This is a genomic window from Pollutibacter soli, assembly GCA_029269725.1.
Taxonomy (GTDB): Bacteria; Bacteroidota; Bacteroidia; order Chitinophagales; family Chitinophagaceae; genus Pollutibacter; species Pollutibacter soli.
The window spans coordinates 216565-234119 of the sequence record JARJHS010000008.1 but is presented as its reverse complement, the minus strand read 5'-3'; the positions used below and the strand labels follow the sequence as shown (position 1 = coordinate 234119).

The 17555-nt window shown below is 42.9% G+C and carries 8 protein-coding genes; 6 read left to right on the top strand and 2 right to left on the bottom strand.

The genetic code is table 11. From position 1 onward, the window contains the following. Nucleotides 1-9 precede the first annotated feature (9 nt). The gene (locus P2W82_RS19070) at nucleotides 10-2562 is read right to left on the bottom strand and encodes a M14 family metallopeptidase (RefSeq protein WP_336517528.1); all 2553 of its coding nucleotides are present in this window, start codon (nucleotides 2560-2562) and stop codon (nucleotides 10-12) included. 97 nt (nucleotides 2563-2659) lie between these two features. Between P2W82_RS19070 and ggt the strand changes: the two genes are divergently transcribed. The 5 genes from ggt to P2W82_RS19045 all read left to right on the top strand — a co-directional run bounded on the left by ggt (nucleotide 2660) and on the right by P2W82_RS19045 (nucleotide 12019). Beyond that, entirely contained in the window at nucleotides 2660-4405 is a 1746-nt protein-coding gene (gene ggt, locus P2W82_RS19065) for a gamma-glutamyltransferase (RefSeq protein WP_336517527.1), read from the top strand. A gap of 39 nt (nucleotides 4406-4444) precedes the next feature. Continuing rightward, the gene (locus P2W82_RS19060) at nucleotides 4445-5023 is read left to right on the top strand and encodes an O-methyltransferase (RefSeq protein WP_336517526.1); all 579 of its coding nucleotides are present in this window, start codon (nucleotides 4445-4447) and stop codon (nucleotides 5021-5023) included. A gap of 55 nt (nucleotides 5024-5078) precedes the next feature. Further along, nucleotides 5079-6023: a hypothetical protein gene (locus P2W82_RS19055; RefSeq protein ID WP_336517525.1), complete on the top strand. Its 945-nt coding sequence runs from the start codon at nucleotides 5079-5081 to the stop codon at nucleotides 6021-6023. A 221-nt stretch (nucleotides 6024-6244) separates the two neighbouring features. Beyond that, complete coding sequence (locus P2W82_RS19050) at nucleotides 6245-6862, top strand: porin family protein (protein ID WP_336517524.1); 618 nt, start codon at nucleotides 6245-6247, stop codon at nucleotides 6860-6862. 411 nt (nucleotides 6863-7273) lie between these two features. Next, nucleotides 7274-12019, top strand: a complete 4746-nt coding sequence (locus P2W82_RS19045; protein ID WP_336517523.1) for a translocation/assembly module TamB domain-containing protein — start codon at nucleotides 7274-7276, stop codon at nucleotides 12017-12019. Nucleotides 12020-12252: 233 nt separating this feature from the next. Here P2W82_RS19045 and P2W82_RS19040 read toward each other — a convergent pair whose 3' ends face one another. Further along, on the bottom strand, nucleotides 12253-13452 hold the full coding sequence (locus tag P2W82_RS19040) for a bifunctional 3,4-dihydroxy-2-butanone-4-phosphate synthase/GTP cyclohydrolase II (RefSeq protein ID WP_336517522.1): 1200 nt from the start codon (nucleotides 13450-13452) through the stop codon (nucleotides 12253-12255). Nucleotides 13453-13631: 179 nt separating this feature from the next. Here P2W82_RS19040 and P2W82_RS19035 point away from each other — a divergent pair, with 179 nt between their 5' ends. Further along, nucleotides 13632-16943, top strand: coding sequence for a TonB-dependent receptor (locus tag P2W82_RS19035; RefSeq protein WP_336517521.1), 3312 nt, complete (start codon nucleotides 13632-13634; stop codon nucleotides 16941-16943). The last annotated feature ends 612 nt before the right edge of the window (nucleotides 16944-17555 follow it).

Below are 17555 nucleotides of genomic sequence, written 5' to 3'. Positions count from 1 at the left end.
TGTCCTCTCCTACTCTCCTACCAAAAACACAGCATTTGCCAGCATCAACTTTCCGTTTTCCCAGAAACCTCTGAAGATAGGATCATCGGCAAAATAGATCACATTACCTCTGCCTATTTCCTGGACACCGATCAGTAAACCATCTTTTAGTTTCTGTTTAGTACCGGCACCTGCAAAACCAGTGATATAGCTGTCTTTCTTAATCACTCCCACATTCCATCCATCCTCTTTCATAAACTCATAAATATTGTCATCCTGTTTTAATGTGAGGTATTGCCCTTTGTATCCGAAACCCAGTGGGTGGGAATTGTCAAGCTCAACTCTGAAGATGGCACCCGGAATCGTGTTTACAAGGTAGTCCCTCTCGCGATTGCCATATTTTTTGAGAAGATTATAATCAGGTTTATCATCTTCCTTTTTAGAATCTTCTTTTTTCTTTTTGATTGCCCAGTCCAGGTTAGATAACACCGACACTGCGTTTTCGATAGCAATCAACCGTCCGCCAGCCTGTACAAAGCGCCTGAGTTCTTCAGTTACAGTTTTATCGCTGAAATTGCGATAGTTCCCATCAGGCATAATGATCACATCAAAATTTCTGAGGTTTACCTGCGCGAGATCTGTTGCATTAATGGTCGACACAGGATATTTCAACTCCTGTTCGAAATAATACCAAAGTTCACCCGAAGCGTTTGCAGAAATACCGTCTCCCATGATTAGTGCAACCTTAGGTGTATTGATGTATCTCACCATACTGCTTCCAATATCAAATCCTTTATCTACATACCCGGATTGTATCGGCTCTATTGTTTCATGAAAACCCGGTGCACCTGCAAGAGCTTTGCCGATGGCCGTGTATAACTGATCTCCAAAAGAACTATTCGCAGCCCTGGTAATGATCAGACTTCCTTTATCAAAAGTTTTACCATTGCTCTGAAATGGTTGCTCCGCATACCTGACCTTGATGCCTGCCGTCAGAAGTTGCGCAAGCAATGCTGCAGATCCTGAACTGTTCCAGGGCGCTACCCAGGCATAAGCTTGTTTTACCGTTTCAGACATCGCTGATTTCTTTACCTGTTCAGCGCTTGGTGGTGAAGGAAGAATTTTATCCTTAACGCCATAAGCTTCGAGACCAAGCGCATAGGGCAGCGACCATGAAGTAATATCATAAGTATTTGAATCGACAAGCTTACTGTCCGGTTCAAACAACACCTTTACCATCGCAGACTTTGGTTGAAATGCAGAGATGATAACATCGTTCGGATTAATGCTGAATGATTCTTCTTTACGTGTTGTGAAATTGTACCCTTTTGATGCCACCTTGGTACCGGCATATCCGAATTCGATTCCATTATTTTTCAGGTAACGGCCAAGATCACCCGCTTCGGCACCCATTGAATTGGTGTGACGGATTACATAAGTCTTGTAATCACCAAAAGTCCCGTTAACGCCATCGGTAAAAAATTTCCTGAACTCTTTTATGAGTCTTGCCGCATTCGTAGAAGTAACCTCGATTGTAGAAAGACCTGTTGTATAGTGATGCTCTATCCTGTCAGCAAGTGTGAGCGTGTCACCATCCTGCGTGCGGACTGCTTTTCCCCCACTGGGCCCGCCACCCTGTTCGAATGTCATACCGATAGCACCATTGTAAGTAGGATAAGTATCGCCATAGCTTGGGTAGAAAAGATCGAATCTTTCTTTTGTGAAAAACAACCAGCCTTTTTCGTCAAAATACTTCGCGTTGTTTTTCCCTATCAGGATCTGAAAATCGCGCTGCCATGGAGTAATGACTTCATGATAAGGTTCTGCCGCCGGCGCGAAATAATATGGACTGTTATAGCTCTGTTCATGAAAATCTACGTGTACCTGTGGCAACCACTGATTGTAGAGTTCCATACGCTGGCGCGACTCCTGCTGTGTCTGCCAGGCCCAATCACGGTTAAGATCAAAAAAGTAATGGTTCACACGACCACCGGGCCATGGTTCGCGATGCTCCCTCGTTTGCGGATTAGCATCAGGAACTTTGTTGGCTGCACCATTCTGCCAGTTGGCATAACGGTCACGGCCATCCGGGTTAATACATGGATCAAGTATCACCACGGTATTTTTCAACCATTGTGCAGTTTGTGTATTGGTTGGGTCAAGTAATGCAAATAAAGTTTTCATCGCAGCTTCACTGGAAGAGGGTTCGTTACCATGCACATTATAACTCAACCAGACCAACGCCGCAGTTGTTTCCGAAGGCGCAGCTTTATCTTTTGCTATACCTGCCAGGCGAAGATTGTTCTGGCGTATCTGCTCCAGGTTGGCAATGTTTTCAGGAGTACCGATGAACGCCACCATCAACGGACGACCTTCGTAAGTTTGTCCATAGGATTGGATCTTCACTTTTGTTGGGTTGGTGCGCGCAGCATGTTCAAAATAACCCACAATCTGGTTATGTCTCGAATACCGGCTTCCTAATGGATAACCCAGGAATTGCTCCGGGCTCCTGAAAGTTTCCTGTGCAGTTGCTGATATTATAAAAGAAAGAAATACTAGTAACAGGGCCTGTCTTGCTATCATAGTCCGCGATTTTTTTTAACAGGGCGTGAAAATAAAGAAAGATGAGCATTTGAAAGAAATGCAGTTACCGGATTCTCCATTGTTTTATTTTTATACCATGAACCGCATTTCGATCTGGACAGCTTCAAAAATTTTCTTCTGTATTTTTATTTCGCTCACTACTTCACTCTTTTCGGTTGCTCAGCAACAGCAACCTGGTTTTAATCCCTATCAATACGAGATTAAAAAACAGGCAGAAGGAAGCAAGGGAGCTGTTGTAACCGCACATCCCCTGGCAAGTGAAGTGGGTATACGGATTTTAAAGTCAGGAGGTAACGCGGTTGATGCTGCAATAGCTGTTCAGTTAGCATTGGCAGTAGTGTATCCTGGAGCAGGAAATATTGGAGGAGGCGGGTTCATGGTCGGATATTTACAGGATGGAAAAAAAATCGCTGTTGATTATCGCGAGTCTGCACCTGCGGCGGCCCACCGTGATATGTATATTGATAAAGATGGGAACGCTCTTACGGAGAAAAGTCAGAATGGCCATCTTGCTTCCGGAATTCCAGGTACCGTTGCTGGTTTATTTTTTTCACATCGGTATGCAAAACTTCCATTCAGGGATCTGATTGCTCCTGCAATCCTGCTTGCTGAAAAGGGCTTTGTCATTACTAAATCAGAAGCATCATCCCTCAACAGGCATCGTGATGCATTCATCAGATATAATACTGTGGTTCCGGTTTTTGTAAAGGAAACTTCCTGGAAAGAAGGAGATACCCTTATTCAAAAAGATCTTGCTAATACTTTAAAAAGAATCAGGGACAAAGGAGCTGCCGGATTTTACGAAGGCGAAACGGCCAATCTGATTGTTGCAGAAATGAAAAGAGGGAATGGCATCATTACCAATGCTGATCTCAAAAATTATAAGGTGCGCGAAAGAATTCCGGTTGAGTTCACTTATAATGGTTATACTATTTTAAGTATGCCATTACCCAGCAGCGGTGGAATCATTTTACAACAGACGCTGACAATGATTTCCGGTAAAAACATCGCTGAAAAAGGATTTCTTTCTGCCGACGCTGTACAACTCGTCACGGAAACAGAGAGACGCGCTTATGCTGATCGTGCTGAATATTTAGGTGATATTGATAAAGTGAAAGTTCCAGTGAAGCAACTGGTAAGCAAGTCCTATCTCGAAAAAAGAATGGCGGATTATCAGCCAGACAAAGCAGGTAACAGTAGCGAAATAAAGGCTGGAATTCCAACCCCGGAGAGCGAAGAAACAACGCATCTTTCGGTTGTTGACCAATGGGGAAATGCCATTTCTGTAACCACTACTTTAAATGGTGGTTATGGATCGGGCACTGTTGTCAGTGGCGCTGGTTTTTTAATGAACAATGAAATGGATGATTTCAGTATCAAGCCAGGTGTGCCAAACATGTATGGCGCTCTTGGAAATGAAAACAACGCCATTGCGGCCGGAAAACGGATGCTGAGTTCAATGACACCGACCATCGTTTTAAAAAATAATCAACCTTACCTGGTAGTCGGCACTCCCGGTGGCACAACAATTCCAACGTCGGTTTTGCAAACCATCATGAATGTAATAGATTTCAATCTTAGTGTATCCGATGCCGTAAACAAACCTAAATTTCATCATCAATGGATGCCCGATGAAATTTTTGTTGAAGCAGATTTTCCCGACGATACCGTTTCACAACTGAAAAAAATGGGGTACAAAATATCCAAACGCGGATATATCGGTCGTACCGAAGTAATTAAAATTACAAAGTCTGTATCCAACAAATTACTGCTTGAAGCGGTAGGTGATAAGCGCGGTGACGACGATGCACGCGCTTATTGATTATAAATTTTTCAATTTCCAATTTTAAATTTTGTACTGATGTTTGATGACAGTCGTATTGTATTGTCCGCACGCCATTTGCAGTTGATGGAAAAGTCGAAGGCATTGGGTTTTACTATGGCTTCTGATCTGTATACCGGCAGTTTGTTAAGAACAATTGCATCTTCAAAGCCAGGCGGACATTTCCTCGAAATTGGTACAGGTACAGGATTGTCTCTGTCTTTCCTTGTGGGAGGAATGGACGAATCTTCATCGGTAATCAGTATCGATAATAGCGAAGAGTTTCAGCAGCCGGCAGTGGAACATTTTAAGGATGATAAAAGAATAAGTTTTTTTTGTGGAGACGGAGGTGAATGGATACAGAATTACAAGGGCAAACCATTTGATTTGATTTTCGCCGATGCATGGCCAGGAAAATTTAATCTGAGAAATGAAACCATCGGTCTGTTGGTACCCGGTGGTTTCTACATCATCGATGATCTTCTTCCTCAACCCAACTGGCCTGAAGGACATGCGGCAAAAGTGGATGTGTTGATTGGTGAAATGCAAAATGACCCGCGCCTGAATATAACAATGATCCATTGGTCAACCGGCATTTGTATTGCAGTTAGAAAATGATTCAAGGTTCACTTACAAAGTATGGAAGTCTCATACCGTTTTATACCTCGTGAAAATGCAATCTATCAGACAAAGCACCATTTACTTCCTTTCTGTTTTCCAGTTCCTGTCAGGAAATGTTTCATCATATGCACAGAACAGGATCACAGATTCCAGCGTCACCTGTATTGCATTCTGGAAAAAAGGTGAAGAGCGGAAACTGAAAATCACGCATACAAAATCTACCGGAAGTTCGGAAGCGGATATGAGGTCGGAAGCTGCTCTAAGTTATGAGGCACATGTAACCATACTGGATTCTAATGAAGGGGGATATAAAATACGTTGGAAATTTCGCAGTCCTGAATTACATAAATCGGGTGATGTCAGAAATGGGGCCGGCGTTCCCATATTTGATGGAATGGAATTTCTCTTCTCGACCAGCGAAGGCGGTATGTTCCTGGAGCTTGAAAACCGGGAACAGGTTCGTGATAACTACAAAAATCTTTTTTTGTTATCGGCGAAGGACACCGCAAGTGCTTCGTTCAAATCCATTATGGAAAAAACGATGGCAATGTTCAATACAAGAGAACTGGTAGAAAATTCCCTGATCAAAGAAATACAGTTGTATCATTCTTTGTATGGGCTGGAGTTCAGCAGGGCTGCAGTGAAGAAGAAAACAATGCTGGAAAGTCCTTATGTAAGTGAGCGTTTGCCAGCTATTACAGAACTCGCAGTTACACTTTCTCCTGTCTCCACTGAATTTATAACCATCGCCATGAATGTTCAACTCGATCGGAGTGGCACAATGAAAGTATTACAGGAAGTATACAAAAGAATTGGAGCTTCTGAGAATGATCCTGAGTTAAAACAAGTTATAAAGTCCATGGATATCTCTGAAAGGTCTGAACACCAGTTCAGGCTTAAGGACGGCTGGAAAAAACAGGTTGTGATAACCAGGATCTCCAAGACAGGGTCTATCCGCCAGGCGGAGAACTACCTGATCGAATTACTGGAAGACTAACAGGTACGATCACCTTCACGTATAAGCAAAGCCAATCCCGGAATCCCCATTCTGTACGGTTAATATTAGCCGTAAAAGTCTGTTATTCAATTACAAGCCATTACCTTTGGGCCAGGTTCCATTCATCTAAAAAAATCCATATTTAATCGAAAACCGGGATATTCCACATTGTACCTGCGAATAATTCTTAGTAATCTTACGCTTCTATTTAATCAAGCGTTATGAAAAAGTACCTGTTAGTTCTCGTTTTAGTCACTAGTGTTTCTGCGGCATCGGCTCAGCTGCGTGTTGGCTTAAAAGCCGGCGCAAATGCGACTACCGCCAAGGTCATCGCTACTGACGGTTCGAGGCCATCAGTTCCCTACAGCGGCGGTTATCATGTCGGTGCGGAACTGAAAGTATTGCTGGAAGGACAGCTTTACTTTGTGCCACAGGTCCAATATTCCCACAAAGTTTTTGCGATTGAATATAACAATGTGGATACCAGCGTAAATACGCTGAAAATGAATTACCTGGAAATTCCACTCTTATTTGAATGGAAAAAGTCCTTCTACAAATCAGGCATTTTTGTACAGTTCGGTCCTTCAATGTCTTTTGTTCTAAGCGGAAAAGAAGAAATTACCGGAAAGGAAGAAATGAATAAGCCGATGAAAATTGCCTCAACCGCCTATGGCCGCGCTGAAGCAAACGCAGTAATAAATGTGGGTTATCAATTCGGCAGAAGTTTTCAATTCACTATCGGTTACGTATACGGCATGGGGACCATTGTGGATAACGACAACGGACCCGTTATTAAGCCGAGGATGTTTACCGCGAGCGTTCACTACTTTCTGAATTAGGTAGAACGTTTAATGTGGAACGTAGAACGTTGAACGTTAGCCTATGATGGAGTAGTTTCCGTTTATTATTGATATTGAAAGTCCGGCTTTGCCGGATTTTTTCATTTCCTTCATTGAATTTCAGATAGGTCTTCTCAAAAAAATCGGCTTATGTCGATTGATGAAAGATCTACTAAGTCCTGAAACTTAAACGATTTGCTTTTTGACAGAGTTTTCCATCGACTTAGGCCAGCGTTAAACGTTCAACGTTTTACGTTCAACCTTTAGGTAAAAAGTTAATTCAAGGTTCCTTATTTGCGCATCGGTGGCAATAGTTTAATTTTACTGATAAAGCGGCCGTTCCTGAAAAAAGTCCTTAAAATATCCGGCTATATCCTACTGTCTCTGCTGACGATCCTGGTTATTCTGGCGATGCTGATACAAACGGAATGGGCGCAGAACTACCTGGTGAGTGAAGCCACCAGCCGGTTCTCCAAAGCCATTGGTACAAAGGTCCAGGTAAAGAGGGTCAGCATATCCCTGCTGAACCGCGTGTACATGGAGGGAACCCTTATCGAAGATAAAAATAAAGACACCCTTCTCTATGCCGGCGCATTGAAAGTTTCCATCACCGATTGGTTTTTTTTGAAGAACCAGGCCGAATTACATTACCTCGGACTTAACGATGCGATCATAAATCTGAAACGAACCGATAGCGTCTGGAATCATCAGTTCATTGCTGATTTTTTTGCTGGCCCATCAAAACCCACTAAAAAAGAAGGGGGTATCGAATTCTCCATCAAACGAATGGAACTGAAAAACGTGGACTTCAGGCAGATCGATCAATGGGTTGGTGAAAACAGGGAGTTCAAAGTCGGTTATCTCAACCTTGTTGCAGATGAAATCAATTTTGCCCGAAAGAAGATTTTCATCAGGAAAATTGACCTGGAAGATCCCCTGTTTACCCTATACAATTATGAAGGGCGCAGGCCACCGAGAACAGGCAAAAAAACTCCGGCAGCAAAAGTGAAGGGAGAACTGCAATGGAATGTTGTAGACTGGGATATCCTGGTATACGACCTCGAAATGAAAGACGGACGTTTCAGGAACGATATATTCACCGAACGGCCAGCTTACGCGTATTTCGATGGAAGTCATATCGACTTCACCGACATCAATCTCAAAGCAAAAAATATCAGCTGGCAGAAAGACACCATCAGTGCATATCTCGATCTAAGTACAAAAGAACGCAGTGGGTTCCAGGTAGATAAACTACTTGCGGATTTCAAACTTTATCCGGAAGCGATGATTTTCTCCAACCTGGATATCAAAACCCCGACAAGTCATTTGAGTAATTATTATTCGATGAGGTTTGATGACTTCAATTCGGACATGGGTGACTTTCTGCATTCTGTCCGATTGGAAGGACGGTTTAGGGACAGCTATATCAGTTCCACTGACATTGCTTATTTCGCACCGGATCTGAAGGAGATGAAAACTTCTCTTAAGATCAAAGGTGTCGTTACAGGCACAATTGACAATCTTACCGCTAATGGTTTCAACCTTCAATATGGACGAAATACATTTCTTGATGGCGACATTAAAATGAAAGGCCTTCCGGACATCGACAATACGCTGATTAATTTTGAGTCAAATGATTTCAGAACAACGTATGCAGATGTGGTCACTATCGTTCCATCCATTTCGAAAATCACAGAGCCGGATTTAAAAGAGCTGCAGTTTCTGAATTTCAGAGGAAATTTCACGGGGTATATCAGGGATTTTGTAACAAAAGGAACGATTGAGACTGCGTTGGGAACAGTAAAAGCTGATGTCAATTTAAAATTACCATCTGAAGGTCAGCCTGTTTATACAGGATTAGTAGAGACCAATGGTTTTAATCTTGGAAAATTTCTTGGGAATACGGAACTCGGTGTTATCGCCTTTAATGGCAAACTGAAAGGCAAGGGATTCAATCCGAAATCGGCGGATGCCGAAATCAATGGAAAGATCACCGCGATTGAATGGAATAAATATGTATTTCAAAATGTTGATCTCACAGGAAAACTTCAGAACAGGGAATTCATCGGTTCCGGAACAATTGATGATCCCAATTTTAAAGCTGCACTTAATGGTTCGTTTAACCTGAACAGTGAGCAGCCGGAATATAACCTGATGGTTGATGTACAGCGCAGTAACCTGAAGACAATCAATCTTACGGAAGCAGATCTCAGTGTTATCGGAAAATTCAGGCTGAATTTTAAGGGAAAAACAGTTGATGATTTTATCGGAGAAGCCTCCTTGTATGATGTAGCACTGACCAGAGGTGAAGAAACATATGTTTTCGACACACTTTACCTCTATTCAATGAAAATTGAAGACAATAAACAGATTGAAATTACGAACAGCGATTTTCATATCTCCTTGTTTGGAGTGTATACCATCCGGGAGTTACCACATACACTTACTGCTTATCTGAGTAAGTATTACCCTATGTATTTTAAAGCTCCCGCCGGCGAATTGAAAGCGCAGGATTTTTCATTCAGTGCAGATCTGAAAAATATTGATCAGTATCTGCCACTTCTCGATAGCAAACTAAAAGGTCTGGACTACAGTAAAATCAACGGCAAGATAAATACGGCAGAAAAGACATTGTCGATAAATGTAGATATCCCTTACCTCGCTTACCAGAAATACGAGTTGAATGATTTTCATCTTGAAGGCAATGGCGACCTGGATAGCCTGCGAATATTTTCAAAAGCCGGAACGATTACGGTAAACGATAGTCTTGAATTCCCGGAGACATCACTTTCGATTTTGTCGGCCGGGAATGTTTCACAGGTAAACTTCCGAACTTCAGCGAATCAGACAATCAACGCTGCTGATATGTCTGCAGCCATTACCAATCTTCCTGACGGTGTAAAAATTCATTTCAATCCTTCCACTGTCGTATTGAATGACAAAACCTGGCGCATTGAAAAAAACGGAGAGCTTACGATCAGTCGTTCATTGCTCGATGCGAACAATATCAGTATTACTAACGGTGAACAGGAAATCCTGATTTCTTCTTTGCCTTCGTCTGTTGGTAACAGTAATGATCTCGCTCTTTCTTTAAGGAGAGTAAATATGGGCGATATCTTACCTTTCTTTATGAAAGTTCCGAAGATCGAAGGTATTACCAGTGGAGACATTACTGTCGAAGATCCTTATGGTGACCTCAAAATTTATCTGAATGCCCAGACCGATCAGACGCGTTTTGAAGGTGACAGTATTGGAATCACTACACTTAACGGGTTCTGGGATAATAAGAAAAAACGTTCGTCATTTTTTCTTGTTTCAGATAACCAGGATTATCGTTTTGATGTGAAAGGCGGACTCAATCTTGAAGACACACTCAATCAATCCATAGAAGCGTCAATTGATATCACAGAATTGAAACTCGGTTTGCTGGAAACATATCTTACGGATATTTTCTCAGATATCCGGGGAAAGGCAACCGGTAAACTGCGGATTTCCGGTAATCTGAAAAAGCCGGATTTCACAGGATCAGTGAAAATCAGCGGTGGTGGATTGAAGGTCGATTATACCCAGTGTTTCTATACATTAAACGATCCGACGATCACGTTTCAGCCCGGAGTAATTGATTTTGGTGAAATTACCATAACTGATGTGCTGGGAAATACCGGCCTTGTTAAAGGAAAACTGACGCATGGATTCTTCAATGATTTCGGTTATGATTTTGATGCAACATCTTCGAAATTATTATTGATGAACACAACCCGCCTGGAAAATAAAGACTTCTTCGGAACAGCGGTTGGTAGTGTAAAATTTTCATTCAAAGGTCCTTCAGAAAACATGAAAATGTATGTTGAAGGTACGCCAGTGGATAGTTCCACTTTCAGCATCAACACATCCGGCAATTCAAAACAAAAAGGCGATGTTGATTTTATCGTATGGAGATTGTATGGCAGGGAAATGAACCTTGACTCATTGTCTAACCCGGAGAATATTTTGTCGATCGATCTCAATCTGACAGCAAATCCGCTGATTAAGGTGAATGTTATTCTTGATGAATTAAGTGGTGATGTAATTTCAGCCCGGGGCTTTGGAAATTTAAGATTGCATACGTCGACTATTGAAGCACTAACCCTCACCGGAAAATTCACGGTTGACCGGGGAAATTACAATTTCAATTTCCAGGATATTTTTAAAAAACCCTTTGTGCTTCAACGCGATCCAGTAAGCACTATTACCTGGACCGGGGATCCATATAATGCAGAATTGAATGTGTATGCAACTTACCTCGCTGAAAAAGTACGAATGAGTACCTTATTCACCAGTCCCACATCCTCGACAGTATCGGGCGTGAGTTCAGATGTGTTAAATGAACTAAGTGATGTGGAGGTGATTTGTCATATTACAGGAACGCTGGCAAGTCCGCAACCGAGCTTTTTGATTCAACTCCCTACAACCAGTGAAATCAAGAATAATCCAGCTGTCGATGGAAGGTTAAAAACCATCAATCGCGACCCCCTTGAAGTAAGCAAACAGGCAACTTACCTGATTGTGTTTAAAAGTTTTGCTCCGCAGAATGCGGTTGTTGCGAGTGACCTAAACAGTGAGCTGATCAATAATACCATTTCGGGTGTAATCAACAGCATCCTGGCCAGCAGCATATCCAACTTCTTTTATAAAATTCTTGGATCGTCTGTTGACGTTAACTTCAACTATTCGCGTATACTTACAGATATTACCGGTACCGGCGCTGCACCAGGTAGTTCAAATAATTTCAGAGAGAATGTGAGTCTGCAGTTTATTAAGTCGATGCTGGATGACAAACTCACGGTAACATTCGGAAGTGATTTCAATTTCTCAACGGCAAATAGTTCGGCAGTGGGTAACAGCCAGTCGTTTCTTTTCCTGCCCGATGTAGTGCTTGAGTACAAGATCACTCCCGATGGCAAACTCAGAACTTCATTTTTCTATCGTAGTACTTTCGATGCAATGTCGACCAGCGGCCGCCGCGACAGAACCGGGGCCAATATTTCTTTCAGAACAGAATTTGATCGTTTTTTCAGGAAGAAGAAAGCCAGTCCGGCTGTAAAACCAAAGGACGAAGATGATGATCAACCGAAAGCGGATAGCAGTGCAGTGAGTAGCGCAAATGTCAGACAGTAAGTAGAAAGTAGTGAGTAGCCTGCCTGCCGGCAGCTAAGCAGGAAAAGCCGGCGGTTGATTATGATAAAGTCTGAGTTTCCTATTTTTTTAAACTTTATTTTTTTGTAGAGATCAGGGATACATAGTCTCTACAAAAAAGATCAAAATCTAAATCTGTTAGTAACATCCCTGTTCAGTATTCATGAAAAAAAGCCCGTGACATTTATCTGCACTCACCTATCACTTCTACTTCATTATAAAACGTGCCCCATCTTATCCCTCTTCGTCTCCAGATATTTCTTGTTGTGAGGATTTGAATCAATTTTGATTGGAACAGTTTCGACTATTTCTAACCCATAGCCGCTAAGGCCTGCACGCTTACGCGGATTATTACTGATCAGTTTAAGTTTTGAAATGCCTAGCGAACGAAGTATTTGCGCACCGACACCATAATCGCGCTGATCCATAGTAAAACCCAGGTGAAGATTGGCTTCCACAGTGTCCATACCATCTTCCTGGAGTTTATAGGCTTTCAACTTATTTACCAACCCGATTCCGCGACCTTCCTGGTTCATATATAGAACAACACCCTGACCTGCTGCCTGTACCATTTCCATGGCTGCGTGAAGTTGCTCGCCGCAATCGCACCGAAGTGAACCCAGGATATCGCCTGTAAAGCAGGACGAGTGTACTCTCACCATTACCGGCTCATCTTTTTTCCATTCACCTTTGATCAGGGCGAGATGCTCGCCGCTTTGAGGATTACCTGTTTCGCGAAAAACGACGAGTTTAAAATGACCATATTTAGTTGGCATATCAACGGCCACCACTTTTTCGATTAATGAGTCCGTTTTCAACCTGTATTCGATCAGATCTTTTATCGAAATCAGTTTCATATCGAATTTAACAGCCATCTGTTCCAGTTCAGGCAGCCTGGCCATCGTTCCGTCTTCGTTCATTATCTCCACCAAAACACCAGCAGGTTCAAATCCGGCCAGCCTTGAGAGGTCTGCTGCAGCTTCGGTATGGCCCGAGCGTCTGAGCACCCCGCCCTTTTTTGCACGAAGCGGAAAAATATGTCCCGGGCGACCCAGATCAGCAGGTTTTGTGGCCGGATCTATTAATGCCCGAATGGTTTTTGAACGATCATGTGCCGAAATTCCGCTGGTACAGCCGTGACCCAGCAGGTCAACGGACACCGTAAAAGCCGTTTCATGCAAAGCCGTATTATTAGACACCATTTGTTCCAATCCCAGCTCATCGCAACGCTCTTCCGGGAGTGGTGCACATATCAGTCCCCGGCCATACTTACTCATGAAATTGATGACTTCCGGACTTGCATTTTCCGCAGCAGTCACAAAATCGCCCTCATTCTCACGGTCTTCGTCGTCCACCACGATCACCATCTTACCATTTTTGATATCCTCAATGGCGGACTCTATCGAATCAAGCATAAAAAGTTTTTTGCAAAATTACTGAGTTTAAGCCTCCCGAAAAACGAATAAGACAAATGTGAAAACGCTGCTTGGGCTGATATTAAATTTTGTACGAAAAATGTTAAGTAATGTTAACATATTCAGGGGAATCAAATAGGTTAATTCTGCATCTTTGCCGCTGAAAAACTTAACAAAATATGTACAAAACATGGGTAAAACTCCTTGTGGCACTGCTGTTTTATGTCCCGGCAATGTCACAGGTAACTTCCGGAACATTGGTCGGGTCGGTAGTCAATTCTGAAGGTAAGCCGATCGCCGGCGCCTCCATTGAAGCCGTTCATGAGCCTTCCGGCACACGTTACAAAACACAAACGACCAATGACGGCCGGTACAGCTTACCGGGCATCAGGATCGGTGGACCTTACAAAATCTCTTACTCACACGTTGGCTTTTCGCCACAGGAAGTGGGTGATGTTACGGTTCAGCTGGGTGAGCCAACGAGAGTTGATATTCAGCTGATCGAAGCAAGCAAAAGTCTGAACGAAGTGGTGGTTACCAGTACGCGTGGCCGTTCGTTGATCTCCAAAGACAGAAAAGGAGCTTCAACGAATATCAACAGGCAGATGCTCGCGACGATTCCAACACTGAGCAGGAGCATTACTGACGTTACAAAGTTCACTCCGCAATCCAACGGTACTTCCTTTGGCGGTCAGGACAACAGGATGATCAACCTCACCATTGACGGAACGATCTTCAACAACTCTTTCGGTCTTCAGGCACTTCCCGGAAGCCAGACCAACTCAACGCCGATTTCACTGGACGCGTTGGAAGAAATGCAGATCAACCTTTCTCCATACAACCTGAAAGATGCAGGGTTCACTGGTGCTTCAATCAATACAGTAACACGAAGCGGAACCAACACATTCCACGGGAGTGCTTTTTACAATTTCCGCAATGAAGGCCTGACCGGTCGCAAAGCAGGTGCCGAGGGAAAAACGAATGTTGTAACTGCAGCATTTGATGTTAAACAGTTTGGTGCAAGCGTCGGTGGTCCGATCATCAAAAACAAATTGTTCTTCTTCGCCAATTATGAAGGTGAGCGTAGAACGGATCCGGGTACTGCTTGGGTGGCAGATAATGGTTCTAACACCGGTGGCGCAAACGTAACCCGTGTAAAAACAACCGATCTCGAAGCACTTTCAAAATATCTTGCTGATAATTTTAATTACAATACTGGACTGTATGACAATTACTCATTGCTTACTAAAAGTGATAAAGCAATGTTGAAGCTGGACTGGAACATCAGCGATGTTCACAAGTTCAGCATCCGCGGTAATTTCCTCAAATCATCACGCGATGTTCCTATGAGCAGCTCCGGTGGTTTCAATGGAAGAAATAACAACGCCTTTGCGATGAACTTTGAAAACTCCAACTATGTAATCAATAATGATATTTATTCTGCGATTGCACAGTTGAACAGTCGCATCAGCAAAAAATTTCATAACCAGTTGATCTTCGGTTATACTGCGAACCGTGACTACCGTGCTGAGAAAGCAATTCCTTTCCCAACAGTAGATATCCTGGATGGCAATGACCGTAACTATATTTCGTTCGGATCAGAACCATTTACTCCTAATAATATACTGGATACAGACACCTGGCAGGTTTCTGATAACCTCAGCATGTATTTCGGGAAGCATACCATTTCTGTCGGGTTCAATTTTGAAACATTCCATTTCTTCAACCAGTTTACCCCGAATATCAACGGTCAGTATGTCTTCCACAACCTGGATAGCTTTTATGCATCTGCAAATGCATTTCTTGCAAATCCCAACATGACTGAAAATCCGGTACTGTTGCGCAGATATCAGCTGGCCTACAGCAATCTGGCCGGCGGGGGATTATGGAACGCAGTAACCAAAGCAAGAAACCTGGGATTTTATGTTCAGGATGATGTTCCGCTCAGCGACAGGCTGAATATCACTTACGGTGTTCGCTTTGATATTCCTTTCTTCGCCGGAAGCGGTTTTGTGAATACTGAAGTTGATGGATTTAGTTTCGTAGATGAAAATGGCGATCCTACGCAGCTGAGTACTTCAAAACTTCCGAAGGCAAAACTCATGGTGTCTCCAAGATTTGGATTCAACTATGATGTGTTTGGTAACAAGAAAACGCAGATCCGTGGTGGCCTTGGTCTTTTCACAGGGCGACCTGCATTTGTATGGATTTCCAACCAGATGGGTAATAACGGTGTACAGAGTGGATCAATCTTCACTGACAATACCAAAGCATATCCATTCAATCCGGATGTGACAGCGCATGTTCCTGAAATTGCAAATCCTGGTCAGCCGGCACCAAGTTATAACCTTGCAACAACAGAAAACAGTTTCCGTTTCCCGCAGGTATTCCGCGCAAACCTTGCTGTTGATCAGAATATCGGCTGGGGAATCATTGCAAGTGTAGAGGCAATGTTTACACAGAGCCTTAGCAATATGTTCTATTATAACGCTAATCTGAAACCTGCCACCGCGAGCTTTTCCGGACCAGATACAAGACCTCGTTACAATACGTTTAATACAACCACAGGTCAGTTGCTGTCAGGCAGTTCATTCAATGCGGCATCACGTATCAATCCAAAGATCTCTGATGCAACAGTGTTGAAGAGCGGACCTTATGGTGGATCATTTATGTTCACTGTAAAACTGGAAAAGCCTGCGCGCGCAACGGGCCTGGGCTGGATGGTGGCATATAACTACGGTAGTACCAAAGATTATATTACTGCCGGTTCAATTGCCTTCAGCAGCTGGAGAGACAACAGGTCAGTAAGAGGCAATAATGATCCTTCACTTACATTCAGCGATTACGATATCCGTAACCGTTTCATTGGAAACGTATCATATCGTATTGAGCTTGCTAAGACGATGGCACTTCACCTGGTATTGGGTGGTCAGTCACAGAACCAGGGTCGCGTGTCATACACGGTTTCTGGTGATCTGAATGGTGATGGTGTTTCAGGAAATGACCTGATCTATATTCCAAGGGATATGAGTGAAATGAATTTCCAGGAAATACCAGCCAGTGGTTCGGTTCCTGCTTTTACTGTTGATCAGCAGAAAGCAGCTTTTGAAAAATACATCAACCAGGATAAGTATCTGAGCAAACACCGTGGTGAATACGCAGATCGTAATGGTCTTAACCTGCCAATGGTTACCCGTTTTGATCTGAGCGCGATGCTGGAAGTTTTCCGCAACATCGGAAAAAACAGACACACGATTCAGCTTCGGGCAGATATTTTCAACGTAGGCAACCTGATCAATCCAAGATGGGGAGTAGGTTATGTAGTGAACAACAGCTCACCTCTTGCAGCGAGAGGTTATAACACAACCACCGGAGCTCCTGTGTACAGAATGACTTTGGTGAATAACAGTCTCGACTACACGACAACGAGGAGAGGTGCAAGCCTTATCGATGTATGGCAGGCGCAGTTTGGGATTCGTTACATTTTCTAGTGAGTAGTAAGTAGCGAGCAGGTGCTTGCCGGCAGGCAGGTTAAAAGTTAAAAGTTTAAAGGCCGTTGCAGAAATGCAGCGGCTTTTTTCGTGTCGGAATTCCGGAAAAGAACTATACATTTTCTCTATATCTAAACCAAAATGAAATCCACAAAATCAGATAGAAAAATCTGTCAGTCAGGCGGGTTTTTCACTTGTTTTTTTACAAATCGTTTTCGAAATTGCTGAAAGCTCCCAGGTATCCGATACTTGCAAGTATCGGATACCTGGCGGGTTTTGTCGCAAAAATCAAATCTCCTAGGATCCAAAATATCCGGCACAGAAAAATACATGATGATGTGCTTTTTTTCTGGTGTTATTTTGAACCATAAAGATGCTAAAACCAATTAATACATATTTACCTGCAGATTTTCCGTTTCGGCGGAACTGAATAAAGAAATTTTATGGTATGATTGAAGAAAAAATCTCCTCCGCGTGTATTTTTTAGTGTACTCCGCATTATGCAATTTAAATATCGCTGAAGGCAATGCACTTTACCTCGAAACGGCTTCAAAACTTTGGAATAGAATCTGTACTTCTTTTTAAATCGTACTTCGTAGTTTATCGTTCGTC